This is a genomic window from Bradyrhizobium sp. WCU1 (assembly GCF_053474805.1).
On record NZ_CM130280.1, the window covers coordinates 5,450,705 to 5,476,632 of the forward strand.

A 25,928-nucleotide genomic window follows, 5' to 3' on the forward strand; every position below is an offset into this window, starting at 1 on the left:
GGCCGGATTCTGTCCGCGCGTTGCCCCAGATGGAGCCGGCTTGCGCTGCAAAAGCGTGGCCGGAATGGACCATGACCACTCAAACGACCAAGCGACCGGCGGCGATCCGGATCGTGCTGCCATTCGTGTTCCGCCATTGGCTGGAACAGCCGTTCCGCGCCTCCGCCGTGACCGCGGGCTTCCTCGGCGCGACCGCTGCCGACCTGTTCATGCCGGTATTTTCAGGCCATCTGGTCGACGCGCTGACCGCGGGCGCCACCGATGCGATGGCGCGCCATGCGGCGATGCTGGCGTTCGGCGCCATCGTCGGCCTCGGCGCGCTGTCGCTGCTGACCGACTGGCACGCCAATTCGTTCGCGGGCTCCACCGTGCGCAAGATCACACGCGGCATGTGGGCGCTCGATCTGTTGAACGACACCATCCTGATGGCGTTGCTGCCGTCGCTCATCGTGCTGGTCGGCTCGATGATCCTGCTCGGCATGCATTGGCCGCAGCTCGGCGCGGTGATCGCGGTCGGTTCGGTGATCTATGTCGCGATGACCATGCTGTTCCAGGTGTATTACGTCGCGCCGGCCGCGCGCGTCTCCAATGCCTGGGACACCAAGGTCGGCGGCACGTTGGCCGACGCCTTGACCTGCAACGCGGTGGTGAAGTCGTTCGGCGCCGAGGCGCGCGAGGATGGCAGGCTCGACGGCGTCATCAGCCGCTGGCGCCGGCGGGTGCGGCGGACCTGGTTCCGCTACAACCACACCTCGACGGCGCAGCTCGTGGTGCTGCTGTGCTTCCGCGCGTCGGTGATCGGCGGCGCAATCCTGCTGTGGGCGCAAGGCCACGCCACGCCGGGTGACGTCACCTATGTGCTGACCAGCTACTACATCATCCACGCCTACCTGCGGGATGTCGGCATGCACATCAACAACCTGCAGCGTTCGGTGAACGACATGGAGGAGCTGGTGCAGATCCATGGCGAGCCGCTCGGCATCGTCGATGCTGACGATGCCGGGACGATCGACATCCAGGGCGGCCGCATCGTGTTCGACGACGTCACGTTCCACTATGGCGGCCATCGCCGGCCGCTCTATGACGGGCTGTCGGTCGACATCGATGCCGGCGAGCGCGTCGGTCTGGTCGGGCGCTCCGGCTCCGGCAAGACGACCTTCGTCAAGCTGGTGCAGCGGCTGTACGACGTCTCCGGCGGAAAGATCCTGATCGACGGTCAGGACATCGCCAAGGCGACGCAGCAATCGCTGCGCAGTCAGATTGCGATCGTGCAGCAGGAGCCGATCCTGTTCCATCGCACGCTGGCGGAGAACATCGCCTATGGCCGGCCGGGCGCCAGCATGGCGGCGATCGAGCAGGCGGCGCGGCTTGCCAATGCGCACGACTTCATCATGCGGCTGCCGAAGGATTACGGCACGCTGGTGGGCGAGCGCGGCGTCAAGCTGTCGGGCGGCGAGCGGCAGCGCGTGGCGCTGGCGCGCGCCTTCCTGGCGGATGCGCCGATCCTGATCCTGGACGAGGCGACCTCGAGCCTGGATTCGGAGTCCGAGGCGCTGATCCAGCAGGCGATGGAGCGGCTGATGAAGGGCCGGACCTCGATCGTGATCGCACACCGGCTGTCGACGGTGCGCAGCATGGATCGCATCCTGGTGTTCGATCGCGGCCAGATCGTCGAGCAGGGCACGCACGAGGTGCTTGCCGCGCGGCCGGGCGGCATCTACCGCGGCCTGTTCGAGCGCCAGGCGACCGAGTTCGGCGAGGTCGCGGCGGAATGATGCAAGGGCGCGTGGCTGATGGGCTCATGTTCTTCAGCCACGCGCCGGAATTGATACGAGAATCGATTTGAGATTGGAATTGTAATGAAAGACCTCACGCGAGGCTCCATCGTGAGCCACATATTGACCATGGCGCCTCCGATCGTGGTTGGCATGATCACGATCATGATCTGTCAATTGGTCGACCTCTATTTTGTCGCGGGTCTCGGCGATGCCGCCGTGGCGGGCGTGGCGGCAGCCGGCAATGCGGGTTTTCTCGTCAACGCGCTGATGCAAGTGCTGGGCGTCGGCACCGTCGCACTGATCGCGCATGCCGTGGGCCGCACCGATCGCGCCGATGCCAATCTTGTGTTCAATCAGTCGATCGTGCTGTCGGTGCTGTGCGGGCTGTTGACGCTGGTCGCGGGCGTCGTGCTGTCGCGCCCTTACATGCGCGCGGTCGCGGCCGACCAGGCCACCGTTGACGCGGGCACCACCTATCTGCTGTGGTTCATGCCGGCGCTGGCGCTGCAGTTCCTCATTCAGGTGATGGCGTCAGCGCTGCGGGCGACCGGCATCGTGCGGCCCAGCATGCTGGTGCAGGCGGTCGCGGTCATCATCAACATCGCGCTGGCGCCGGTGCTGATCGCGGGCTGGGGCACCGGTCATGCGTTCGGCGTTGCCGGGGCTGGTCTGGCAAGTTCGATCGCCGTCCTCATCGGCGTGCTGATGTTGTTCGCGTATTTCCGCAAGCTGGAGCGCTATGTCGGGTTCGATCCCGCGCAGTGGCGCCCGCAACTCCGCCAGTGGACGCGCATCTTCAATGTCGGCCTGCCTGCCGGCGGCGAGTTCGCGCTGATCTTTGCCTGGATGGGCGTGATCTATTACGTGCTGCGCGATTTCGGCCCGGCGGCCCAGGCCGGCTTCGGCATCGGGACGCGCGTGCTCGGTCTGATCCAGATGCCGGCATTGGCGGTCGCGCTCGCTGCCGGCCCGATCGCCGGTCAGAATTTCGGCGCAGGCAATGCCGGGCGCGTGCGGGAGACCTTCATCAAGGCGGTGTCGATCGGCACCGTCGTCATGATCGCGATCACGATCCTCGCGCAGTGGAAGCCGGGGCTGTTGCTCGACGGCTTCTCGAACGATCGCGAGACCATGGCGGTCGCCGCCCAGTTCCTGCACTTCGTGTCCATGAATCTGGTGGCGCAGGGGCTGGTCTTTACCTGCAACAGCATGTTCCAGGGCCTCGGCAACACCCGCCCGGTGCTGCTGAGCTCGTTCGTGCGCCTCTTCGCCTATGCGGTGCCGGTGATCTGGCTCTCGACGCGTGCCGGCTTCCGGATCGAGCACGTGTGGTACCTGTCGATCGTGTCGACGTGGCTGCAGGCCGGTCTGAGCTTGTGGTTGCTGCGTCGCGAACTCAGCAAGCGTCTCGCGCCGCCGGCGCGGGAAGCCACTCCGGAGCGCGCTGGTCTCGAGCCGGTCGGATGACCGGCTCAGCCAATCTGCGACGGCGGCTGATTATCGCGGCGCCAGCCCGTTCCACACCAGCGCCACGCCGGACAGGAACAGCAGCACCAGCACGACGTCGGAGAAATTGCGGTCGCTGAGCGCGTGATAGAGCCGCGAGCCGAGCCAGGCGCCGAGCAGCGTTCCCGGAAATGCGCAGGCCGTCAGCCAGATCAGTTCCGTCGTCACCAGCCCGCTTGCGATCTGGATCAGCAGCGCGGCGGCGAGGATCGTGAAGTTGAAGATCTGGAACACGCCGCGGCGCTGCTGCTTGCCCCAGCCGCGCACGCTCGCCCACAGGATCGGCAGCGGGCCGGACAATCCGGCGAGGCCGCCGAGGATGCCGCCGGCAAATCCGATCGCGCCGTCGGCCCATGTGCCGCCAAACGAAATCGACATCGGCTTGCGTTGCAGGAACAGCAAGGTCGGAAACACCAGCAGGAAGACGCCGATCGTCAGCTTGAAGACGTCGGGGTCGGCGCGGGCGATCAGCAAAATGCCGATCGGCACGCCGGCGAGGCCGCAGATGACGAACGGCCAGACCAGGCGAAAGTCGATCGTCTTCCAGATCGACGGCAGCGTCGAAACCTGCGCGATCACCGAGCAGACCAGCACCAGCGGCACCGCAAGTGTCGGCGGCAGCACATAGAGCCAGATGCCGAGTGCCATCAGCGCGGTACCGAAGCCGGCGAGACCGGAGACGAAACCGCCGGCAAGCGCGCCGAAGAACAGTATGGCGTAGCTCGCCGTGGTCATTCCTCATCTCGTTCTTATGATCGTTGCCGGGACGTTTACACGACGGTGGCTGTGGGTACACTTCAAAATCGCGGCTCATCAACGATAATCGGAATGGAAGCGTGCCCATGACTGCAAGTGTGTCGACTGCGAACCCGCCAAAAACCTTTCTGGTCTGTCACGGCGCCTGGTCGGCGGGATGGGCGTGGAAGAAGATGCATCCCTTGATGCAGGCCGCCGGGCACCGGCTGATCACGCCGAGCTACACCGGACTCGGCGAGCGCGCGCACCTTGCGCATCAGGCGCTCGACCTGGAAGCGCATATCCAGGACGTGCTCAACGTCATTTCATACGAAGACCTGCGCGACATCGTGCTGGTCGGCCATTCCTATGGCGGCATGGTCGCGACCGGCGTCGCCGACCGGGTGCGCGAGCGTATCGCGCAGATGATCTATATCGACGCCTTCGTGCCGCGTGACGGCCAGTCGCTGTTCGATCTCAACGAAGCGGCCATCGAGACCATGCGTGAACTCGCGAGCGACGGCGACGGCTGGCGCATTCCGCCGATGCCGACGCCGCCGGACACGTCTCCCGCAGATGTCGAATGGCTGACCGCGCGCAGGGTCGACATGCCGATCAAATGCTTCGAGCAGAAGCTGCAGTTGAAGCGCGGCGAGACCGACCTGCCGCGCAGTTATATCTATGCCACCCGTGCCACGCAGGCCGACACGTTCGGCCAGTTTGCCAGGCGAACGAAGCACGAGTCCGGCTGGCGCTACTTCGAGATCGACGCCAGCCACTCGCCGAACGTCACCGCGCCGGAGGCGCTGATGGCGATGCTCGAGGAGATCACGGCCCAGGCTGGGTAGCAGCAGGTCTACCGACGCCGTATCCGTGTGTCGCTTTTTTGAACAATGTCGGGCAAAGCTGATGTCACGAACCATCGTTTGACGTCAACGGCGACGGCAACTTGATCTCGCTTGTTCAGGCGATCTGCGACATAATCCGAGCGCGGCGTGAAACGATGTGGGCGTGGACCGATGAACCGAAGCCCCGTACTCGTGGACTTGGCGCTTCAAGGTGGCGGATCGCATGGCGCGTTCACGTGGGGCGTCCTGGACCGGCTGCTGGAAGAGCCGTGGTTTCAGATCGCGGGCATTTCCGGAACATCGGCCGGCGCAATGAATGCCGCCGTGCTGGCGGATGGCTGGGCCGCGGCCGGCGCCACCGGCGCGCGCGAGGCCCTCGAAAAATACTGGCGCAGCGTTTCGCGTGCCGCCGCGTTCAGTCCGCTGCAACGCTCGCCGCTCGACCGCCTGATGGGACGATGGTCGCTCGACAACTCTCCGGCCTATTTCTTCACCGATTTGATATCGCGGGTGCTCTCGCCTTACGATCTCAATCCTCTCGGCTTCAATCCGCTACGCCGGATCCTGGCAGAGAGCATCGATTTCGAGCGCCTCGCGCGCGCACCGATCAAGCTGTTCGTGACCGCCACGCGCGTGCGGACGGGGCGCGGACGAATCTTTCGTAATGCGGAGATTACCGCCGATGTCCTGCTCGCGTCGGCCTGCCTGCCGACGATGTTTCGGGCCGTCGAGATCGACGGTGAGCCATATTGGGACGGCGGCTATGCCGGAAACCCGACGATCACGCCGCTGGTCCGTGAGACCGACGCGCGGGACACCATCGTCGTCCAGATCAATCCGACCGAGCGGCCGGAGGAGCCGCGCTCCGCCGCTGATATCCTCAACCGCCTCAACGAAATCTCGTTCAATTCGCCACTGGCAAAGGAGCTGCGGATGATCGCGCTGCTCCGTCAGGTCGCCGATCCCGGCACCGGCGAGGGGGCGCGCTGGGCGCAGATGAAGACACATCGGATCAAGAGCGACTTGCTCGCGACGTTCGGTTCGTCGTCCAAGCTCAATGCAGAATGGGCATTCGTCGCCAAGCTGCAGGAGGAAGGACGGCGCGCCGCCGGCGAATTCCTCGATGCGCACGGCGTGGATATTGGCCAGCGTTCGACGGCCGATCTCGACATCCTGCTGACGGAGTGCTGAGGCGATGGGGCTTCTCGGCATTCTCGTCGGGCTCGGCCTGCTGGTCTGTCTCGCGTTCCGCGGCTGGAGTGTCCTCTTGCTGGCGCCGCTCTGTGGGCTGGTGGCCGCGGCATTCGGCGGTCAGCCCTTGCTCGCGAGCTGGACGCAGACCTTCATGACCAGCGCGGCGGAATTTCTCGCGCAGTTCTTTCCGATTTTTCTGCTCGGGGCCGTGTTCGGCAAGCTGATGGACGACAGCGGCGCGGTGGCAGCGGTCGCAGGCTTCATGACCGAGCGGTTGGGCGAGCGCCGAGTCATCCTTGCGGTCGTGCTTGCCGGTGCATTGGTCACCTATGGCGGCGTCAGCCTGTTCGTGGCGTTCTTTGTCATCGTGCCGATGGCCCAATCGCTGTTTCGCACGGCGGGGATTCCGCGCCGCCTGGTGCCGGCGGCGGTCATCCTCGGAACTTCGACCTTCACGATGTCGGCGCTGCCGGGCACGCCGTCGATCCAGAATGCGATCCCCATGCCGTTCTTCGGCACGACGCCGTTCGCGGCGCCCGGCCTAGGCATCGTGGCCGCGATCGTCATGCTCGGCATCGGGCTGTGGTGGTTGCTGCGGGCGGAGAAGACGGCCCGCCGCGCAAACGAGGGCTATGGCGCCGAGCCGCCGCCGGCGTCCGGCGACGCAGCCGATGATGAGCTGGTGCGCGAGCGGGCGACGACGGCGCGGGAATTCGACCCGGCGGAGATACGCCACGGGCATCGCAGCGAAGCGGCCGTCCCGATCTTCAACGCCGTGCTGCCCCTGATCGTCGTCGTCGCCGTCAACCTGGCGATGTCGCTTCTCATCCTGCCGCGGCTTGATTTCGCATTCCTGGCCGAGCAGCGCTGGGGAAGCACGTCGCTGCCGGCGGTCGCCGGCGTTTGGTCGGTCGTCGTCGCGCTGGCGGCCGCGATTGCAACCGTCATCCTGTGCAACTGGACGAGACTGGCCGCGCTGCGGCGAACCATGGACGCCGGCGCCAATGCGTCCGTCCTGCCGGCGTTGAGCGTTGCGAGCCTGGTTGGTTTCGGCGCGGTTATCGCGTCGCTGCCCGCCTTCGGCGCGGTGCGCGACTGGGTGCTGGGAATCGAAGGCGGCCCGCTGGTGTCACTTGCGGTGGCGACGAACATGCTTGCCGCGCTGACGGGATCGGCCTCCGGCGGCTTGACGATCGCACTCGATGCGCTGGGGCCGACATATATGGAACTTGCCGCGCAGACAGGCATCGAGCCCGGCCTTTTGCACCGTGTGGCGGTGATTGGCTCCGGAACTTTGGACATCCTGCCGCACAATGGCGCGGTTGTCAGCCTGCTCGCGATCTGCGGCCTTACGCATCGCGACAGCTATCTCGACATCGTCATGGTCGGGATCATGAACTCCGTCATCGCACTCATCGCGGTGATCGCAATCGGCACCGCGTTCGGGTCGTTTTGACGCGCCGACCGCCGCGCAGATGGGCCTGGCGACGCAGGACGGCGACGGCTGGCGCTCTTTCGAGATCGACGCCAGCCACTCGCCGAACGTCACCGCGCCCGAGGCGCTGATGGCCAACGCTGCAGGAGATCGTGTCCTGACGAGCCGCAATTTTGGGAGCGATGCCAGGCACCGCCCGGAACCAACAAGACGGCGTCAAGCACCACGCGCGTCGCGCACGGCTTGGGCGACTTTGGTCGCCTGCGACACCCGTCCGATCTTCGTGCCTGCAATGATCTTTCGTCGGCGTTCACTTGGCTTCGGCGCCATGCCTTCGCTCGCGGTGGCACCGGCCGGGGGACGCGTCGTGAAGTTCGCGGCCCGGTGCAGCGCGAGGGCCTTACGGGCGGCTTCGACATGCGCCGTCCGGGTCGCCAGATTGTGCTGGCGCCTGAGCTCCGTGTTCACCCGCTTCAGCGCCGCCGCAAATACTTGCTTCCGTTCCGAAGCATGCGCGGCGGTTCCCGGAAAGCTCGTCCCGCGCGCCTCGGTCTTGCCGCGGCTCTCACGCTGCTTGTGGCGGCCGACCGTTCGCTCCTTGTCGCGCATCTTGCGCAAGCGGGGTCGCATCGCCTCGAGCTCAGCCACCTCGACGCCGTAGATGGCGGGGTGATGTGTCAGGCGGATGGCCTCGTATTCCTCGTGGCTGAGAATGCTGCGTTCGAACTTGCAGGCGACAGACATTACCATTCCTCCTCTTGATTTTCTTGAATCTCGGGCAGACGGACACGTCCAGTTCCAGCGAGTGGCTGTTACTTTTCTGCTTCGTCGTCCTTGAGGCGAATTCCCTCGGTCCGCAGAGCCGCGAAGAGAGTCGCGATGTCTTCGGGCTCCATACTGTTCGGGCACAGGCCGTTGAGTTGTTCGGTCGTGATCGTGCCGGTGCTCTTGGCGACGTCTCGGGCCTTCGCCATGATCTTCTGAAGATCCATCTGCGATCCTCCGCGAAGCGGGTAGTCTAGCAGATGAGGCGCGATTGTGGTGCCGGATATGGCGAGGGGCCCGGCGTGTTGCGCCGGGCCCCTCATACTCCAAAGTATCAGCCGGCCTGTAAGCCGGGTTCTGTAGGGCACCGTTCTTTCGAATGGTACGTGACGGCCATTCCTCTGGGACAAGGTTTGCACCTTGCCTCGAGCAACCTACCCGGACAGCGGGCCTGACATCGCCCTGCGGTGTTATCGCGCATGCGCGAACTAACCGCGTTGCCGTCCCTATTCGGTTTTGCTCCCGGTGTGGTTTGCCATGCCGTCTCCGTTGCCGGACACGCGGTGCGCTCTTACCGCACCTTTTCACCCTTACTTCCTCCGAGGAGGGAGCGGTTCGTTCTCTGTGGCACTTTCCCTGGGGTTGCCCCCGCCGGACGTTATCCGGCACCGTATGTCGATGGAGCCCGGACTTTCCTCCCCCGCGGCCTTTCGGCACCAGCGGGAGCGGCCGTCCGGCCGACTGACGTCCATGGCATGGGCGTTTCGGGCGGTCCCGTCAAGCCGGATTAGCCCCGCCAGGGCCGCCAAAATAATTTATCCTGAACAGTCGTCCCGCCTGCCGCCCGTTCGACTGGGTGTCGGCGATCCAGCCGATCAAGAGGAGAGATGAGATGCAGTACCTGTTGCTGATCTACCGGAGCGACGCGGAATATGGCCGTATGAATGCCGACGACCGCAAGGCGGTGACGGCGGAGTACGGCGCTTACACCCAGTCCATCATCCAGAGCGGGCACTTCAAGGCTGGCGACGGGCTGCAGCCGGTGTCGACGGCGACCACGGTGCGGGTCCGCGATGGCAAGACGCTGACGACCGACGGGCCGTTCGCCGAAACGCGCGAACAACTCGGCGGCTACTATCTGGTCGAGGCCAAGGATCTCGACACTGCGCTCGGCCTCGCGGCGCGGATTCCCGGTGCCAAGACCGGCTCGATCGAAGTCAGGCCTGTCATGATCTACGACAACCCGCGATAGCGCCGTCATCTCCGATGAACACGGCGGTCGCGTCGCCGGGCGCGGCCGCCGAGCAACGATCGATGGTCATGACCCCGAGCCAGATCGAAAAAGTGTTTCGCGACGAGGCGGGCCGGGCGCTCGCCACGCTGATCCGCCTCGTCGGCGATTTCGATCTGGCCGAGGATGCGCTGCAGGATGCCTTCGCGGTCGCGCTGCAGCGCTGGCCGATCGGTGAATTCCCCGCCAATCCGCGCGCCTGGCTGGTCAATGTCGGACGCAACAAGGCGATCGACCGCGTCCGCCGCGCGGTGACGTTTCGCGGCAAGCAGCAGGAGTTGACGCATCAATTGTTGCTGGATGCGGAGCCATCGTCCGAGCCGGCCGATGCGACGCTCGACGACGATATGCTGCGGCTGATCTTCACCTGCTGCCACCCATCCTTTGCCGCCGAGGTGCAGGTTGCGCTGACCTTGCGCACGGTGTGCGGGCTGACGACGGCGCAGGTCGCGCGCGCCTTCCTGGTGAGCGAAGACACGATGGCGCAGCGCCTGCTGCGCGCCAAGCAGAAGATCAAGCTCGCCGGCATTCCCTATGAGGTGCCGGAGCGCGAGGCGCTGGAGCCGCGGCTGTCAGGCGTGCTCGCGGTGATCTATCTCGTCTTCACCGAAGGCTACGCCGCGACCGCCGGGGAGGACCTGATGCGGCCCGATCTTGCGCGCGAGGCGATCCGGCTGGCGCGGCTGCTCGATGGATTGATTCCGGCGCGGGGCGAGATCAAGGGCCTGTTGGCGCTGATGCTGCTGCATGATGCGCGCCGCGCCGGCCGCCAGACCGCCGGCGGCGACATCGTGCTGCTCGAGGAGCAGGACCGTTCGCTGTGGGATGTAGAGCAGATCGCCGACGGTGTCAGGCTGGTCGAGGCGGCGCTGCAGCTGCCGGGCCGGCCGCAATCCTATGCGGTGCAGGCCGCGATTGCCGCACTGCATGCGCGTGCGCCAAGTTACAAGGACACCGACTGGCCGCAGATCGCCGGCCTCTATGAGGTGCTGCTCCGCATCAGCCCATCGCCGGTGATCGAGCTCAATCACGCCGCTGCGGTGTCGATGGTCGACGGTCCGGCGCGCGCGCTCGATCTGATCGATGCGCTGGATGCGCGCGGCACCTTGAAGGGATATGACCAGCTGCCCGCGGTGCGCGCCGACCTGCTGCGCCGCCTCGGCCGCAAGGACGAAGCGCGGCAGGCGTATCTCGCGGCCACCGCGGCGACGCAACTCGAGCCGCTGCGGCGGCTCTATGCACGCCGGATCGCCGAGCTGGGGTGATCGTCGCGTCACTCTCCGTCATAGCTTCGCCGCTTCGCTGGCAATGACGATGGAGCGCGCGATCGCTGGTGCTACTTCGCCTTCGCCGCGACTTGCGCCGCCGCATCCGGCGGCAGGCTCTCGAGCAGCGCGTGCAGCGTCGCCATGGTGGAGCGGTCGGCGATCCCGTCGACGCGCTCGGGGCGGAAATGACGCTGGAAGGCGGTGACGACCTCCATGGTGGGGCCATCGAACTTGCCGTTGGTCGGGATGTTGTAGCCGTAACGGCGGAACGCAGCCTGCATGTTGGAGACGTTGTCGCTGATCGCACCGAGCTGCAGCGCGTCGCCACGCACGATCGGCGCCGGCTGCACCCAGTGCCCGACGCCGGAATTAGCCAGCGAGTGCCACGGGAATTTCTCGCCGGGATCCTTCTTGCGCCCCGGCGCCACGTCGGAATGGCCGAGCACGCGATGCGGCGCCACCCTGCGGCGAAGCATGATGCCGCGGCACAGCGCGATGACGGCCGCGATCTGGCGCAGCGGGAAGTCGGGATAGCCCCAATCGTGGCCGCGATTGATGATCTCGACGCCGATCGAGCAGGAATTGATGTCCTCCTCGCCGGCCCAGGCGGAGACGCCGGCGTGCCAGGCGCGCTTGCTCTCCGGCACGCATTGCACGATGCGGCCGTCCTCGAGCACGATGTAATGCGCCGAGACCTCGGTGCCGGCGGTGCAGAGCTGGGCGATTGCGCCCTCGACATCGGGCATGCCGGTGTAGTGCAGCAGGATCATGTCGGGCTGCCGGTCGCCCGCGCGGTCGCCGAAATTGACCGACGGGATGACGTCGGAGGCGATCGAGGAATCCGGCGTGAACGTCTTCACGTCGGCCACGCCCTTCGGAACAGGAAGGACGCGCTGACGCTTCGAATCAGCGTTGCCGGACGAGGACGAACCAGAAGCCATACGAATCACTCAAACCCAAACTTGGAGTACGCATTTTGACATATCGATAAACAAATAGGCGTTTACTATTCCTTTACCGTGCAGGGCCGCGCAATCGGCCTCTCGGGTTCCATCGGCTGCAGGTTGCCCGCGCGCTGGATGCCCGGAGCGAACGCCGAGGCTATCACTCGAAAGCCGATCAAAGTCGCGCGATTCCGCTAACCGATCATCAACGTTTTCTTAACGTTAAGTGCCGTTACTGAGAGGTGAAGTGCCGAACCGGTCTCGGGGGACGGCCAAGGTCCGCTGTTGCGCGAAATCCCATGGAAACCCTCCCAATTCCGGTCGGATATCAGGATTTGCGGCCGAGGACGGGAGTTGGCGCTGGGATCACGCAGCGGCTTTTTCACCGGAATGGTCGGGTAAGGCGCGAGGATTCGAGACGCAATGAGTCGGCGCGCAGCCAGCTTGCATGCCAGTTACGCGGCCCCGTCCGGGGGCGGCGCATGAGCGAGCGTGCGCCCCGCCACATTTCGGTGCTGGGCCGCGAGGCGGTCGCGTATCTCGCGCCGCGCGCCGACGGCGTCTATGTCGACGCCACCTTCGGCGCCGGCGGCTACAGCCGCATGATCCTCGATCTCGCAGGAACCCGCGTCATCGGCATCGACCGCGACCGCACCGCGATCGCGGGCGGTTTCGACCTGGTCGACGGTGCAGGCGGCCGCCTGACGCTGGTCGAGGCGCGCTTCTCTGATCTTGCCGAGGTCTGCGCCGCGCAGGGCGCAGAGACGGTCGACGGCGTCGTGATGGATGTCGGCGTCTCCTCGATGCAGCTCGACCAGGCCGAGCGCGGATTCTCCTTCCGCCTGGGCGGCCCGCTCGACATGCGAATGGGGCAGAACGGCCCGACCGCGGCGGACGTGGTGGCCACCGCGACCGAAAAGCAGCTCGCCGACATCATCTACATCTTCGGCGAGGAGCGCCATTCGCGCGGCGTCGCACGCGCCATCGTCGCCGCGCGCAGGGATGCGCCGATCACGACGACGGACGCGCTGGCCGACATTGTCGCGAAAGTCGTGCGCGCCAAGCCGAACGAGATCCATCCGGCGACGCGGACCTTTCAGGCGCTGCGCATCTTCGTCAATGAAGAACTCGACGAGCTCTATCTGGCGCTCGCGGCGGCCGAGCGCGTGCTGAAGCCCGGCGGCCGGCTCGCCGTGGTCTCGTTCCATTCGCTTGAAGACCGTATCGTCAAGAATTTCCTCAGCGAGCGCGGCAAGGTTTCGGCCGGGTCGCGGCATCTGCCCGAGGTCGCACAGGCGGCGCCGAGCTTTCAGATCCTGACCAAGCGTCCGGTGGTGCCCGGCGAGGCCGAGATCGCGGCCAATCCGCGCGCGCGTTCCGCAAAACTGCGCGCAGCCGAACGCACCGCGACGCCGGCGCATGCGGACGACGACTTGCCGTCCTGGCCGCGCCTCGCCGACCTGAAGCGAGGAGGCTGACGATGCGCCTCCTTCATCTCCTCGTCATCGGCATGCTGATCTTCGCGGCGTCCTACGTCTACCGCATCAAGATGGAATCGACCGCGCGCGTCGAACGCGTGCTGCAGCTCAATGCCGAGATCCGCGAGCAGCGCAACGCGATCGCCACCCTGCGCGCCGAATGGGCCAAGCTCGATGCGCCGCTCAGGTTGCAGGGACTGGCCGAGCGGCATCTGCCGCTGAAGCCGGTCAACGCCAACCAGTATGATTCCCTGAAGAACCTGCCGGAGCGGCCGCCGAGCTTCACGCGGCCCGGTTCGCGCGATCCGATCGGCGCGATGATCGACACCATCGAGGCCGCCGTCGCGCCCGACAGCACGACCGGATCGATCGACAAGGCGGCGGCCGACCAGCCAGCCGCCGACCAGCCCGCGTCCGATGAGTCCGGGCAGGGCGGCGGAGACCAGCAATGACCGGACCAGCCATGATCGATCCGGCGCCCGCCAACAAACCGGCAGCGAAATCCGCCGAGCCGCTGCGCCAGCGGCTGATCCGCTCGCTGTTGTACGGCAGCAATGTCGACCGTGCCGCCAAGGCGCGCGCGCGCGTCGGTCTTGCGATCCTCGCTTTCGCCGCGGTCTATTGCGTGCTGGCCGGGCGGCTCATGCTGTTCGCGGTCGGCGCCGACAGCCATGGTGCGCGGCGCACCGCCTCGCAGGACGCGATCGCGACCGCCAGGCCCGACATCACCGATCGCAACGGCGCGATCCTCGCGACCGACGTCAAGGCGCCGAGCCTGTTCGCCGAGCCGCGCCGGCTGATCGACAAGGACGAGGCGATCGAGCTCTTGACCGGGGCCTTGCCCGATCTGGACACCAGCGAGGTGCGCGACCGCCTGTCGTCGCGCAAGGGCTTCGTCTGGCTGAAGCGCGAGATCACACCGAAGCAGCAGCTCGACATCCACCGCCTCGGTCTTCCCGGCGTCGGCTTCCTGCGCGAGAACAAGCGCGTCTACCCGACCGGCAACGAGGTCGCCCACCTGATCGGCCTCGTTAACATCGACAACCAGGGCATCGCCGGCATGGAGAAGTGGCTGGACAATAACGGTCTGGCCGATCTGCACCGCGCGGGCTTCGCCACCGACCGGCTGCAGAAGCCGGTCGAATTGTCGATCGACCTCCGCGTCGAGCACGCGCTGCGCGACGAACTGATCAAGGCCAAGGAGAAATTCAAGGCCAAGGCGGCCTCGGGTCTCGTCTCCAACGTGCGCACCGGCGAGATCGTCGCGATGGTGTCGCTGCCGGATTTCGATCCGAACAATCCGAAGGAGGCGCACGATCCGGACCGTATCAACCGACTGACCACCGGCGTCTACGAGATGGGCTCGACCTTCAAGGCGTTCACGCTGGCGATGGCGCTCGACTCCGGCCGGTTCGACCTCAACTCGATGTGGGATGCGCGCGGTCCGCTGCACTACGGCAAGTTTGCGATCCATGACGATCACAACATGGGCCGCATGATCAACATGAAGGAGGTGTTCTACTATTCCTCCAACATCGGCGCCGGGCGCATCGCGCTGGCGATGGGGGTCGACGCGCACAAGGCCTTCCTGCGCAAGATGGGGCAGCTCGAGCGACTGCGCACCGAACTACCGGAGAGCGCCTCGCCGATCGTGCCGAAGAAGTGGGGCGAATTGAATACGGTGACGATCTCGTTCGGCCATGGCATCGCGGTGGCGCCGTTGCAGGCGGTGATGGGGATCGACGCGCTGGTCAATGGCGGCTATCTGATCCCGCCGACCTTCCTGAAGCGCAGCGAGCAGGAGGCGATGGCGCTGGCCAGACGCGTCATCAAGCCCGAGACCTCGGACAAGATGCGTTATCTGATGCGGCTGAACGCCGAGATCGGCACCGCGAAGAAGGCCGACGTCAAGGGCTACTATATCGGCGGCAAGACCGGCACCGCGGAGAAGGTGATCAACGGCCGCTACGCCAAGAAGCGCGTGTTGAACGCCTTCACCGCGATCCTGCCCGCCGACAATCCGAAATACCAGCTGCTGATCATGCTCGACGAGCCGCAGCCCCTGAAGGAAACCTATGGTTTCATAACCTCGGGCTGGAACGCGGTGCCGACCGGTGGCAATGTGATCGCCCGAATTGCGCCGCTTTTGGGCGTCGAACCGCGCTTCGACCTGCCGCCGTCCGACCGCCTTATTCTTGCGGCATCGAGAGCAACCCAGTAAGGCGTATAAACACGCGGCGCCAGAACGGCGCCGGCCAGACTGGAAGATCATGAGACTTCGCGACCTCTTCAGCGCCGATGCCACGATCGATCCAAAGGGCGATCCAAGTGCCGATGCCACGGTCGTCGGCGGGCTTGCGGTCGACAGCCGTGCGGTGAAGCCGGGTGATCTGTTCTTCGCGCTGTCGGGCAGCAAGACCGATGGCGCGCGCTTCGTCGATGCGGCGATCGCCGCAGGCGCGGTTGCGATTGCCGGCGACCATCGGCCGCAGGGCACGCCTCGCGTTCCATTCGTCGTCACGCCCAATCCGCGCCGCGCGCTGGCGCTCGCCGCCGCCACGTTCTATCCGCGCCAGCCCGCGACGATCGCGGCGGTGACCGGGACCAGCGGCAAGACCTCGGTCGCCGCCTTCACGCGCCAGATCTGGCAGCGGCTCGGTCACTCCTCCGCAAGCATCGGCACCATCGGTCTCGTCTCCGACAAGCGCACTGTTTACGGCTCGCTGACCACGCCGGATCCGATCGCGCTGCATCGCCAGCTCGACGAGATCGCGGGCGACGGCGTCACCCATCTGGCGTTCGAGGCCTCCTCGCACGGGCTCGACCAGTATCGTCTCGACGGCGTGCGCATCCAGGCCGGCGGCTTCACCAATCTGTCGCGCGACCACATGGATTATCATCCCGACGTCGCGCATTACCTGAATGCCAAGCTCCGGCTGTTCCGCGATCTCGTCGTCGACGGCGGCGCGGCAGTGATCTCGGCCGATCATGATTGCTCGCCCGAGGTGATCGACGCGGCGCGGACGCGCGGCCTGCGCATCATCACCGTCGGCCGCAACGCGGACGCGGGCGAGGGCATCAGGCTCGCCGACGCCGCGATCGAAGGCTTTGCCCAGAGGCTCGCGATCGCGCATCGCGGACGCAATTATGCGATCCGGCTGCCGCTGGTCGGGGAATTCCAGATCGAGAACGCGCTGGTCGCGGCAGGTCTCGCGATCGGCACCGGCAGCGCTGCCGATGACGTGTTCGGCTGCCTCGAACATCTCGAAGGCGCCAAGGGCCGGCTGGAACTGGTCGGCGAGCACAATGGCGCGCCGATCTTCGTCGACTACGCGCATAAGCCCGATGCGCTCGCCAAGGCGCTGCAGGCGCTGCGGCCCTATGCCAAGCGCAGGCTGGTCGTGATCTTCGGTGCCGGCGGCGACCGCGATGCGGGAAAACGTCCGATCATGGGCGCGATCGCCGCCGAGAATGCCGATCAAATCATCGTCACCGACGACAACCCGCGCAGCGAGAGGCCCGAGGCGATCCGTGCTGCGATCATGGCGACCGCAAAAGGCGCGCGCGAGATCGGGGACCGTGCCGAAGCGATCCGCGCCGGGATCGCCGGCCTCGCGCCGGGCGATGCGCTGGTCGTGGCCGGCAAGGGCCATGAGGTTGGGCAGATCGTCGGCGGCACCACGCTGCCGTTCAGCGATCATGAAGCGGTCGCAAAAGCATTGGCCGAGGAGGGCGCATGAGCACGATGTTGTGGACCTCGGATGCGATGGCGACCGCGATGCGCGCCGCGACGCAAGGCGCGTTGCCGGACGGCGTCACCGGTCTCTCGATCGACAGCCGCACCATTGCAAAGGGCGAGGCCTATTTCGCCATCAAGGGTGACGTCCATGATGGACACGCCTTCGTCGAGGCGGCGCTGAAGGCCGGCGCCGGCCTTGCCGTGGTCGAAGCCGCGCAACGCGAAAAATTTCCCGCCGAGGCGCCGCTCCTGGTGGTCGACGACGTGCTCGCCGGCCTCGTCGAACTCGCGCATGCCTCGCGCGCGCGGCTCAATGCGAAGATCATCGCGGTAACTGGCTCGGTCGGCAAGACCTCGACCAAGGAGGCGCTGCGTCGCGTGCTATCGGCACAGGGCGAGACCCATGCCTCGGTCGCATCGTTCAACAATCACTGGGGCGTGCCGTTGTCGTTGGCGCGCTGCCCGGCGAGCACGCGCTTTGCGGTGTTCGAGATCGGCATGAACCATGCCGGCGAGATCACTCCGCTGGTGAAGATGGTGCGGCCGCACGTCGCCATCATCACCACGATCGAGCCGGTGCATCTGGAATTCTTCGCCGGCATCGAGGCGATCGCCGACGCCAAGGCGGAGATCTTTTCCGGACTCGAGCCGGACGGTGCCGTTGTGCTCAACCGCGACAACGGACAATTCGCGCGGCTGCAGAAGCAGGCGAAGAAGGCCGGCATCTCGCGCATCGTCTCGTTCGGTGCCGACAAGCGTGCCGAAGCGCGGCTGATCGACCTCTCGCTGCACGCGACCTGCTCGGCGGTGCATGCGGATATCCTGGATCACGACATCACCTACAAGATCGGCATGCCCGGCCGCCACATGGCGATGAACTCGCTCGCGGTGCTCGCGGGGGCCGCGCTGCTCGGCGCCGATATCGCGCGTGCGGCGCTGTCGCTGTCGCAACTCGAGGCGCCGACCGGCCGCGGTCTTCGTCGCACGCTCGAGGTCGGCCATGGCGAGGCGACGCTGATCGACGAGAGCTACAACGCCAACCCGGCCTCGATGGGCGCCGCGCTCAACGTGCTCGGCCAGGCCCCGACCGGGGCGCATGGTCGGCGCATCGCGGTGCTCGGCGACATGCTCGAACTCGGGCCGACCGGGCCCGAGCTGCATCGTAACCTCAACGAGGCCGTGACCGCCAACCGCATCGACCTCGTATATTGTTGTGGTCCGCTGATGCGGAATTTGTGGGATGCCCTTTCCACCGGCAAGCGGGGAGGCTATGCCGAGAGCTCGGCGGCACTCGAGGCGCAGGCCGTCGCCGCGGTCCGTGCCGGCGACGTGATCATGGTGAAGGGCTCGCTGGGATCGAAGATGAAGCGCATTGTCAGCGCGCTGGAAAAGCGCTTCCCCGACAAACCCGCGCACGAAGAAGCGGTATAGGACCCTTTGAATGTTCTACTGGTTGATCGAGCTGTCCAACACCGTTCCGGGGTTTGGCGCATTCCGTAGCGCCCTGAACGTGTTCCGCTACATCACTTTCCGCACCGGCGGCGCAATGGTGACCGGCGCGCTGTTCGTGTTCCTGTTCGGGCCCTGGATCATCGATCATTTGAGGCTGCGGCAGGGCAAGGGCCAGCCGATCCGCACCGACGGCCCGCAGTCGCATCTGATCTCCAAGAAGGGCACGCCCACCATGGGCGGGCTGATGATCCTGTCCGGGCTCGTGGTGTCGACGCTGCTCTGGGCCAATCCACTCAATCCCTATGTCTGGATCGTGCTGGCGGTGACGCTCGGCTTCGGCTTCGTCGGCTTCTATGACGACTATCTGAAGGTCACAAAGCAGTCACATAGCGGCTTCGCCGGCAAGCTCCGCCTGCTGATCGAGGCGGTGATCGGCCTCGCCGCCACCTACGCGCTGGTCCGGCTCGGGCGCGACGTGTCCTCGACCTCGCTCGTGATTCCGTTCTTCAAGGACCTCGTGATCAATTTCGGCTGGTTCTTCGTGATCTTCGGTGCCTTCGTCATGGTCGGCGCCGGCAATGCGGTGAACCTGACCGACGGCCTCGACGGTCTCGCCATCGTGCCGGTCATGATCGCGGCGGCAAGCTTCGGCATGATCTCGTATCTCACCGGCAACGCGGTGTTCTCGGAATATCTGCAGATCAATTACGTCGCCGGCACCGGCGAACTGGCGGTGCTATGCGGCGCGGTGCTTGGCGCGGGCCTGGGCTTCCTCTGGTTCAACGCGCCGCCGGCCTCGATCTTCATGGGTGACACCGGCTCGCTTGCGCTCGGCGGCATGCTGGGGGCCACCGCGGTCGCGGTGAAGCACGAGATCGTGCTCGCTGTGATCGGCGGCCTGTTCGTGCTGGAGGCGGTCTCGGTGATCGTGCAGGTCACCTCGTTCAAGCTCACGGGAAAACGCGTGTTCCGGATGGCGCCGCTGCATCATCATTTCGAGCAGAAGGGCTGGACCGAGCCGCAGATCGTGATCCGGTTCTGGATCATCTCGGTGATGCTGGCGCTCGCCGGTCTCTCCACCCTCAAGCTGCGCTGAGCCCCGCCATGATCCCGGTCACCTCCTTCGCAGGCAAGACGGTCGCGGTGTTCGGGCTCGGCGGCTCGGGGCTCGCGAGCTGCCACGCGCTGAAGGCCGGTGGTGCGGAGGTGATCGCGGCCGACGACAATGCCGACAATGTCGCGAGGGCGGCGCAGGCCGGCTTCACCACTGCCGACCTGCGTACCGTATCATGGGTGAATTTCGCCGCGCTGATCCTGACCCCCGGTGCGCCGCTGACCCATCCGGCGCCGCACTGGAGCGTGCTGAAAGCGCGCGAGGCCGGCGTCGAGGTGATCGGCGACGTCGAATTGTTCTGCCGCGAGCGGCGCCGTCACGCGCCGAACGCGCCGTTCGTCGCCATCACCGGCACCAACGGCAAGTCGACCACGACCGCGCTGATCGCGCATCTGATGAAGGTTGCCGGCTACGACACCCAGATGGGTGGCAATATCGGCACTGCGATCCTGTCGCTGGAGCCGCCGCGGATGGGCCGGGTCCATGTCGTCGAGATGTCGTCCTATCAGATTGATCTCACCCCGTCGCTCGATCCCTCGGTCGGCATCCTGATCAATATCAGCGAAGACCACATCGATCGCCACGGCACGCTGGAGCATTACGCCGCGGTCAAGGAGCGGCTGGTCGCCGGCGTGCAGCAGGGCGGCGCTGCAATTGTCGGTGTCGACGACATCTGGTGCCGTAACATCGCCGACCGGCTCGATCGTGCCGGCAACCGCGTGGTCCGCATCTCGGTGAAGAACCCGCTGCCCGACGGCCTCTATGTCGAGCACGAGACCATCGTGCGTGCGCAGGGTGCGGCACGCAGCGAGATCGCGCGTCTCGGCGGCATCGGCTCGCTGCGCGGCCTGCACAATGCGCAGAACGCCGCATGTGCTTCGGCCTGCGCGCTGGCGATGGACGTCGCCAGCGACGTCCTGCAGAACGGCCTGCGCAGCTTCCCGGGCCTCGCGCACCGCATGGAGCAGGTCGGTCGCCGCGGCCACGTGCTGTTCGTCAACGACTCCAAGGGCACCAATGCCGATGCGGCGGCGCATGCGCTCTCGTCGTTCGCCGACATCTACTGGATCGCCGGCGGCAAGCCGAAGGCCGGCGGCATCACGGGGCTGACCGAATACTTCCCGCGCATCCGCAAGGCCTATCTGATCGGCGAGGCGGCGGCCGAATTCTCCGGCACGCTCGGCGCGCACGTGCCGCACGAGATGTCCGGCACGCTCGAGGTCGCGATCTCAAGCGCCGCGCGCGATGCCGAGGTGTCCGGGCTGAGTGAGGCCGTCGTGCTGCTGTCGCCGGCCTGCGCCTCGTTCGACCAGTATCGCAATTTCGAAATCCGCGGCAACGCCTTTCGCGACATCGTCCAGGCGCTGCCCGGCGTCAAGCCGGTGGTGTAGGCACAACCTCTCCGTCATTCCGGGGCGCGCGAAGCGCGAGCCCGGAATCCATCGGGCCAATGCTAGATGGATGAATGGAATCCGGGCTCAGCCCTGCGGGCTGCCCCGGAATGACGACGGGCCCGAGTTATGGGATGGGTTTCGCAACACGTTCGGTGTCGTCCTGGCGAAAGCCAGGACCCATTACCCCAAATCTCAATTGTTGCGCGACGCCGGGGCCGCGATCCCGTTCATTACTGAGTGCGGTGGTTATGGGTCCTGGCTTTCGCCAGGACGACAGTGTGCTTGAGGCGACAAATCCACCTCCCTCAAAAGTTACCCAACCCGTTAACCCCTTGGAAACCATCCTGCGCCACGAATGGACGTTATCTCTGCCATCTGGGGACGCCCATGCTCGCCCGTGACCAACGCACCCCGTTCTCGGACTGGTGGTGGACCGTCGACAAGCTGCTGCTTGTCGCGATCGCCGCGTTGATGCTGGCCGGCGTCATCCTGTCGCTGGCGGCGAGCCCGCCGGTCGCGACCCGGATCGGGCTCGATCCGTTCCACTTCTTCAACCGCCACGTCATGTTCCTGGTGCCGTCGCTGATCGTGCTGATCGGGGTGTCGTTCATGACGCCGCGGCAGATCCGGCGCACCGCGCTGATCGTGTTCGCGGTCGCGATCGCGCTGATCGTGCTGACGCTGCTGATCGGGCCCGAGGTCAAGGGCTCGCGGCGCTGGATCACGCTGCTCGGGGTCAACATCCAGGCCTCCGAAGCCGCCAAGCCCGCTTTCGTGATCGTTGCGGCATGGCTGTTTGCGGAATCGACCAAGCGGCCGGAGATGCCGGCGACCTCGATGGCACTGGTGCTGCTGCTGACGCTGGTGACGCTGCTGGTGATGGAGCCCGACTTCGGTCAGACCATGCTGATCCTCACCGTGTGGGGCGCGCTGTTCTTCATCGCGGGCATGCGGATGATCTGGGTGTTCGGGCTCGCCGGCGCCGCCGGCGCCGGCCTGTTCGGCGCCTATCTGCTGGTGCCGCACGTCGCCGGCCGCATCAAGCGCTTCATGAATCCGGCCTCCGGCGACACCTTCCAGGTCGACACCGCGATGGAAGCCTTCTGGAACGGCGGCTGGTTCGGCCTCGGTCCGGGCGAGGGCATCGCCAAGCGTAGCCTGCCGGACAGTCACACCGACTTCGTGTTCGCGGTCGCGGCGGAAGAGTTCGGCATCATCCTCTGTTTGATGCTGGTCGCGCTGTTCGGCTTCATCGTGATCCGCACGCTGACGCGGGCCTATGCCACCGAGGACATGTTCTCGCGCTTTGCCGCTTCTGGGCTTGCGATCCTGTTCGGCGTGCAGGCGACGATCAACATGGCGGTCAATCTGCAACTGATCCCGGCCAAGGGCATGACGCTGCCGTTCATCTCCTATGGTGGCTCGTCGTTCGTCTCGCTCGCCTACGGCGTCGGCATGATGCTGGCGCTGACCCGGCAGCGGCCGCGGACCGAGATCGAATCGATGGAGGGCGCCAGCGCGCAGCGCGCCTACGCGTAGGTGACTGTGACTGCGGCGTCAGTTATCTGGAAGCTATGGACAATCCGCCCCTGATTCTGCTGGCGGCCGGCGGAACCGGCGGCCATCTGTTCCCGGCCGAAGCGCTCGCCGTGGAACTGATCAGGCGTGGCCTGCGGGTCCGGCTCGCGACCGACGGCCGCGCGCTGCGCTATTCCGGCCTGTTCGGCAAGGAGAGCATCGAGCTGGTGCCGAGCGCGACCGTGCGCAGCCGCAACCCGATCTCGCTCGCACAAACCGTGCTGATGCTCGGCTACGGCACGCTGGTCGCCGCCAATGTGATGCGCCGGCTGAAGCCTGCGGCCGTGGTCGGCTTCGGCGGCTATCCCACCTTGCCACCGCTGGTGGCGGCGCGGATGCTCGGCGTTCCCGGGATCATCCATGATGCCAATGCGGTGCTCGGCCGCGCCAACCGCTTCCTCTCCGGCCGCGTCAACGCGATCGCGACCTCGCTGCCCGGCGTGCTCGATCGCGATCCGGCCCTCGCCGGCAAGGCCACCACCGTCGGCACGCCGATGCGCCCGGCGATCCTTGCCGCGGCTGCGGTGAAATACACACCGCCCGAAGTGAACGGGCCGCTGCGCCTGCTCGTGGTCGGCGGCAGCCAGGGCGCGCGGGTGATGAGCGACATCGTGCCGCCGGCGATCGAGCAGCTCGATCCCGCGCTGTGGAGTCGCCTGATCGTCACCCAGCAGGTGCGTGAAGAGGACATGGAGCGGGTGCGCGCGGTCTACGACCGGCTCAAGATCAACGCCGAGCTGGCGCCGTTCTTCGCCGACCTGCCGGCACGGCTGGCCTCGAGCCAGCTGGTGATCTCGCGTTCCGGCGCCGGCACCGTGGCCGAGCTCGCCGCGATCGGCCGGCCCTCGATCCTGGTGCCGCTGCCGGGCGCGATCGATCAGGACCAGTTCGCCAATGCCGGCGTGCTGTCGCAGGCAGGCGGCGCGCTGCGCATCACGCAGGGCGACTTCACGCCGGAGCGGCTGGCGGCCGAGATCTCGGCCTTCGCCGCCGAGCCCTCGAGACTGACCGCGATGGCGGACGCCGCGCGCAGTGTCGGCCGGCTCGATGCCGCCGAGCGGCTGGCTGATCTGGTGGCGAAGGTAGCTGCGTTGTAAAAGGGGCGCATGACGGTCAACGCTACAGAAGTTGAAGCTGTTCTTGGGCCGCTCCGCGGTTTCCATTCCTATGATAACCGGATGATTTCACTGAGGTCGATTGGGTCTCCGGACAACCCGTTCGCACCGCCGGAGCTTCGAAAAGCGTGGGCCGCCACCCAATGGACGGATACAGGAACCGCGCCTGTGTCAGATTGGCTGGGCAATGTCGAAGGCAGTTCGTCGCACGCGGAAACCATTCAACGAATGCGCGTGGCCGCGTTCGTTGCTTTCACGGATATGGTCCCTGTGTTGGCTGCGGACCATCCATGGTGTCTCCTCAATCACCAAGCCGCGGGGCATGCGTGCAGGCAGCAGCGGCTTGTTGGCCGACGCGTTTTGCTCAAGCCTGAGGTGGAGTTCAAGTGCCTTGAAATCGCGACCTCTTATTACAATACGCAACTTGGATGGGATCTGCCGTTCCTTTCCGACTTGATGAAATACAGATCGCAGCTGCAAGAGATCGGGCTTGATTGCAATAGCTCCGGAACTTTCAAATGGCTCATGGAGGGATTTTATCCGATTGACTTGTCTCAACCGGTTATAGATCAGGTGTGCCTTCAGCCCTTTTCGTTGGAAAGTCTTCTGGGAAGCCCGCGACCATATGGAAGCATCGAGCACTATGCGATTCTTGTTGTCATTGCGCCAAACAGCGATTGAAGCGCTCCAAGAGGAACGACGATCATGAGACTGCCGCGCGAGATCGGACCCATTCACTTCGTCGGGATCGGCGGCATCGGCATGAGCGGTATCGCCGAGGTGCTGATCAATCTCGGCTACACCGTGCAGGGCTCGGACGCGTCCGACAATTACAATCTCGACCGGCTGCGCAAGAAGGGCGCCAAGGTTTCGGTCGGCCACACCGCGGAGAACGTGGACGGCGCCGACGTCGTCGTGGTCTCGACTGCGATCAAGCGCGACAATCCCGAGCTGATGGCGGCGCGTGAGCGGCGCATTCCGGTGGTGCGGCGCGCCGAGATGCTGGCCGAATTGATGCGGCTGAAGAGCTGCGTTGCGATCGCCGGCACCCATGGCAAGACCACCACGACCACGATGGTCGCGACCTTGCTTGACGCCGGGGGGCTCGATCCGACCGTGATCAATGGCGGCATCATCAATGCCTACGGCTCAAACGCGCGGCTCGGGGCCGGCGACTGGATGGTGGTCGAGGCCGACGAGAGCGACGGCACCTTCCTGAAGCTGCCGTCCGACGTGGTCATCGTCACCAACATCGATCCCGAGCATCTCGATCACTTCAAGACCTTCGAGGCGATCCAGGATGCGTTCCGCAATTTCGTCGAGAATGTTCCGTTCTACGGCTTTGCCGTGATGTGCACCGATCACCCGGTGGTACAAACCCTGGTCGGCAAGATCGAGGATCGCCGCATCATCACCTATGGTCAGAATCCGCAGGCCGATGCGCAGCTGCTGGATCTGACGCCGATGGGTGGCGGCTCGAAATTCAAGGTGGCGATCCGCGATCGCAAGACCGGCGCGACGCATGAGATCGAGGACATCATGCTGCCGATGCCCGGGCGCCACAACGCATCCAATGCGACTGCGGCGATCGCGGTCGCGCATCAGCTCGGCGTGTCCGACGACGTGATCCGCCAGGCGATGGCCGGCTTCGGTGGCGTCAAGCGGCGTTTCACCAAGACCGGCGAGACCAATGGCATCACCGTGATCGACGATTACGGCCATCATCCGGTCGAGATCGCAGCCGTGCTGAAGGCGGCGCGGGAATCCACCGACGGCAAGATCATTGCCGTGGTGCAGCCGCATCGCTACACCCGCCTGCAGTCGCTGTTCGAGGAATTCTGCACCTGCTTCAACGACGCCGATGCGGTCGTGGTCGCCGAGGTCTATCCGGCCGGCGAGGCGCCGATCGCAGGTGTCGACCGCGACCATTTCGCCGCCGGCCTGCGCGCCCACGGCCATCGCAACGTGGTGCCGCTGCCGAACCCGGGCGAACTTGCAAAGATCGTTCACGGCCTCGCCAAGTCCGGCGACCTCGTCGTATGCCTCGGCGCCGGCAACATCACGCAATGGGCCTATGCACTGCCCGGCGAATTGAAGGCGCTGGGGTGATGACGGTCGTCGCCCTTTACGAACACCGCCCGTGCGGCTCACCCCTCTCCCTAACCCTCCCCCGCAAGGGGGGAGGGAACCCATCCGCTGGTACGTCCCTAACTCACTCAACGAGTCAGAGCGGAAGCATGATACGGGGTGAGGCGAGCACGCTCATCCGGCTCCCTCCCCCCTTGCGGGGGAGG

General features: G+C 65.8%; 22 protein-coding genes and 1 other RNA gene. 18 read left to right on the forward strand and 5 right to left on the reverse strand.

Annotation, left to right across the window (positions count from 1 at the left end):
• The first annotated feature begins 71 nt into the window (after positions 1 to 71).
• Together ACTUWL_RS25165 and ACTUWL_RS25170 are read left to right on the forward strand one after the other, a co-directional pair.
• Entirely contained in the window at positions 72 to 1,775 is a 1,704-nt protein-coding gene (locus tag ACTUWL_RS25165) for an ABC transporter ATP-binding protein (RefSeq protein ID WP_021077257.1), read from the forward strand.
• An 84-nt stretch (positions 1,776 to 1,859) separates the two neighbouring features.
• Complete coding sequence (locus ACTUWL_RS25170; protein WP_021077256.1) at positions 1,860 to 3,245, forward strand: MATE family efflux transporter; 1,386 nt, start codon at positions 1,860 to 1,862, stop codon at positions 3,243 to 3,245.
• A gap of 30 nt (positions 3,246 to 3,275) precedes the next feature.
• Here ACTUWL_RS25170 and ACTUWL_RS25175 read toward each other — a convergent pair whose 3' ends face one another.
• The gene (locus ACTUWL_RS25175) at positions 3,276 to 4,019 is read right to left on the reverse strand and encodes a sulfite exporter TauE/SafE family protein (protein WP_021077255.1); all 744 of its coding nucleotides are present in this window, start codon (positions 4,017 to 4,019) and stop codon (positions 3,276 to 3,278) included.
• A gap of 107 nt (positions 4,020 to 4,126) precedes the next feature.
• Between ACTUWL_RS25175 and ACTUWL_RS25180 the strand changes: the two genes are divergently transcribed.
• The 3 genes from ACTUWL_RS25180 to ACTUWL_RS25190 all read left to right on the forward strand — a co-directional run bounded on the left by ACTUWL_RS25180 (position 4,127) and on the right by ACTUWL_RS25190 (position 7,517).
• Positions 4,127 to 4,867, forward strand: coding sequence for an alpha/beta fold hydrolase (locus tag ACTUWL_RS25180; protein WP_021077254.1), 741 nt, complete (start codon positions 4,127 to 4,129; stop codon positions 4,865 to 4,867).
• A 171-nt stretch (positions 4,868 to 5,038) separates the two neighbouring features.
• The gene (locus ACTUWL_RS25185) at positions 5,039 to 6,058 is read left to right on the forward strand and encodes a patatin-like phospholipase family protein (RefSeq protein ID WP_021077253.1); all 1,020 of its coding nucleotides are present in this window, start codon (positions 5,039 to 5,041) and stop codon (positions 6,056 to 6,058) included.
• Between the two features lie 4 nt (positions 6,059 to 6,062).
• Entirely contained in the window at positions 6,063 to 7,517 is a 1,455-nt protein-coding gene (locus ACTUWL_RS25190; protein WP_021077252.1) for a GntP family permease, read from the forward strand.
• A gap of 195 nt (positions 7,518 to 7,712) precedes the next feature.
• Here the strand turns inward: ACTUWL_RS25190 and ACTUWL_RS25195 are convergent, their stop codons facing one another.
• From ACTUWL_RS25195 to rnpB, 3 genes are all read right to left on the reverse strand, one after another.
• A complete protein-coding gene (locus ACTUWL_RS25195; protein WP_021077251.1) occupies positions 7,713 to 8,240 on the reverse strand; it encodes a hypothetical protein in 528 nt (175 codons plus the stop codon).
• Between the two features lie 68 nt (positions 8,241 to 8,308).
• A complete protein-coding gene (locus ACTUWL_RS25200; RefSeq protein ID WP_021077250.1) occupies positions 8,309 to 8,488 on the reverse strand; it encodes a hypothetical protein in 180 nt (59 codons plus the stop codon).
• 103 nt (positions 8,489 to 8,591) lie between these two features.
• An RNA gene (gene rnpB, locus ACTUWL_RS25205) (RNase P RNA component class A) lies at positions 8,592 to 9,006 on the reverse strand.
• A 147-nt stretch (positions 9,007 to 9,153) separates the two neighbouring features.
• On the opposite strand from rnpB, the gene ACTUWL_RS25210 reads away from it, so the two are divergent.
• A complete protein-coding gene (locus tag ACTUWL_RS25210) occupies positions 9,154 to 9,513 on the forward strand; it encodes a YciI family protein (RefSeq protein WP_021077249.1) in 360 nt (119 codons plus the stop codon).
• Between the two features lie 68 nt (positions 9,514 to 9,581).
• Positions 9,582 to 10,817 (forward strand): RNA polymerase sigma factor, encoded by a 1,236-nt coding sequence (locus ACTUWL_RS25215; protein ID WP_035650295.1) that lies wholly within the window; start codon positions 9,582 to 9,584, stop codon positions 10,815 to 10,817.
• A 71-nt stretch (positions 10,818 to 10,888) separates the two neighbouring features.
• On the opposite strand, the gene ACTUWL_RS25220 is transcribed toward ACTUWL_RS25215, so the two are convergent.
• Entirely contained in the window at positions 10,889 to 11,761 is an 873-nt protein-coding gene (locus ACTUWL_RS25220; RefSeq protein ID WP_021077247.1) for an N-acetylmuramoyl-L-alanine amidase, read from the reverse strand.
• A 485-nt stretch (positions 11,762 to 12,246) separates the two neighbouring features.
• Between ACTUWL_RS25220 and rsmH the strand changes: the two genes are divergently transcribed.
• The 11 genes from rsmH to murC all read left to right on the forward strand — a co-directional run bounded on the left by rsmH (position 12,247) and on the right by murC (position 25,743).
• Positions 12,247 to 13,242 carry a 16S rRNA (cytosine(1402)-N(4))-methyltransferase RsmH gene (gene rsmH, locus ACTUWL_RS25225; protein ID WP_021077246.1) on the forward strand — a complete coding sequence of 332 codons (996 nt, stop codon included), beginning with the start codon at positions 12,247 to 12,249 and terminating at the stop codon, positions 13,240 to 13,242.
• Between the two features lie 2 nt (positions 13,243 to 13,244).
• A complete protein-coding gene (gene ftsL / locus ACTUWL_RS25230; RefSeq protein ID WP_021077245.1) occupies positions 13,245 to 13,694 on the forward strand; it encodes a cell division protein FtsL in 450 nt (149 codons plus the stop codon).
• Positions 13,695 to 13,705: 11 nt separating this feature from the next.
• Positions 13,706 to 15,463, forward strand: a complete 1,758-nt coding sequence (locus ACTUWL_RS25235; protein WP_035650265.1) for a peptidoglycan D,D-transpeptidase FtsI family protein — start codon at positions 13,706 to 13,708, stop codon at positions 15,461 to 15,463.
• A 49-nt stretch (positions 15,464 to 15,512) separates the two neighbouring features.
• Entirely contained in the window at positions 15,513 to 16,982 is a 1,470-nt protein-coding gene (locus ACTUWL_RS25240; protein WP_021077243.1) for a UDP-N-acetylmuramoyl-L-alanyl-D-glutamate--2,6-diaminopimelate ligase, read from the forward strand.
• Positions 16,979 to 18,412, forward strand: a complete 1,434-nt coding sequence (locus tag ACTUWL_RS25245) for a UDP-N-acetylmuramoylalanyl-D-glutamyl-2,6-diaminopimelate--D-alanyl-D-alanine ligase (protein WP_021077242.1) — start codon at positions 16,979 to 16,981, stop codon at positions 18,410 to 18,412. Before ACTUWL_RS25240 ends, ACTUWL_RS25245 begins: the two co-directional genes overlap by 4 nt.
• A 10-nt stretch (positions 18,413 to 18,422) precedes the next feature.
• The gene (gene mraY, locus ACTUWL_RS25250; protein ID WP_021077241.1) at positions 18,423 to 19,529 is read left to right on the forward strand and encodes a phospho-N-acetylmuramoyl-pentapeptide-transferase; all 1,107 of its coding nucleotides are present in this window, start codon (positions 18,423 to 18,425) and stop codon (positions 19,527 to 19,529) included.
• Positions 19,530 to 19,537: 8 nt separating this feature from the next.
• Positions 19,538 to 20,938 carry a UDP-N-acetylmuramoyl-L-alanine--D-glutamate ligase gene (gene murD, locus ACTUWL_RS25255; protein ID WP_021077240.1) on the forward strand — a complete coding sequence of 467 codons (1,401 nt, stop codon included), beginning with the start codon at positions 19,538 to 19,540 and terminating at the stop codon, positions 20,936 to 20,938.
• A 390-nt stretch (positions 20,939 to 21,328) separates the two neighbouring features.
• Positions 21,329 to 22,480, forward strand: a complete 1,152-nt coding sequence (gene ftsW, locus ACTUWL_RS25260; protein WP_021077239.1) for a putative lipid II flippase FtsW — start codon at positions 21,329 to 21,331, stop codon at positions 22,478 to 22,480.
• Positions 22,481 to 22,515: 35 nt separating this feature from the next.
• Complete coding sequence (murG, locus tag ACTUWL_RS25265; RefSeq protein WP_021077238.1) at positions 22,516 to 23,616, forward strand: undecaprenyldiphospho-muramoylpentapeptide beta-N-acetylglucosaminyltransferase; 1,101 nt, start codon at positions 22,516 to 22,518, stop codon at positions 23,614 to 23,616.
• Between the two features lie 9 nt (positions 23,617 to 23,625).
• Positions 23,626 to 24,315: a hypothetical protein gene (locus ACTUWL_RS25270; RefSeq protein ID WP_021077237.1), complete on the forward strand. Its 690-nt coding sequence runs from the start codon at positions 23,626 to 23,628 to the stop codon at positions 24,313 to 24,315.
• Positions 24,316 to 24,339: 24 nt separating this feature from the next.
• Positions 24,340 to 25,743 carry a UDP-N-acetylmuramate--L-alanine ligase gene (gene murC / locus ACTUWL_RS25275; RefSeq protein ID WP_021077236.1) on the forward strand — a complete coding sequence of 468 codons (1,404 nt, stop codon included), beginning with the start codon at positions 24,340 to 24,342 and terminating at the stop codon, positions 25,741 to 25,743.
• Positions 25,744 to 25,928: the final 185 nt, after the last annotated feature.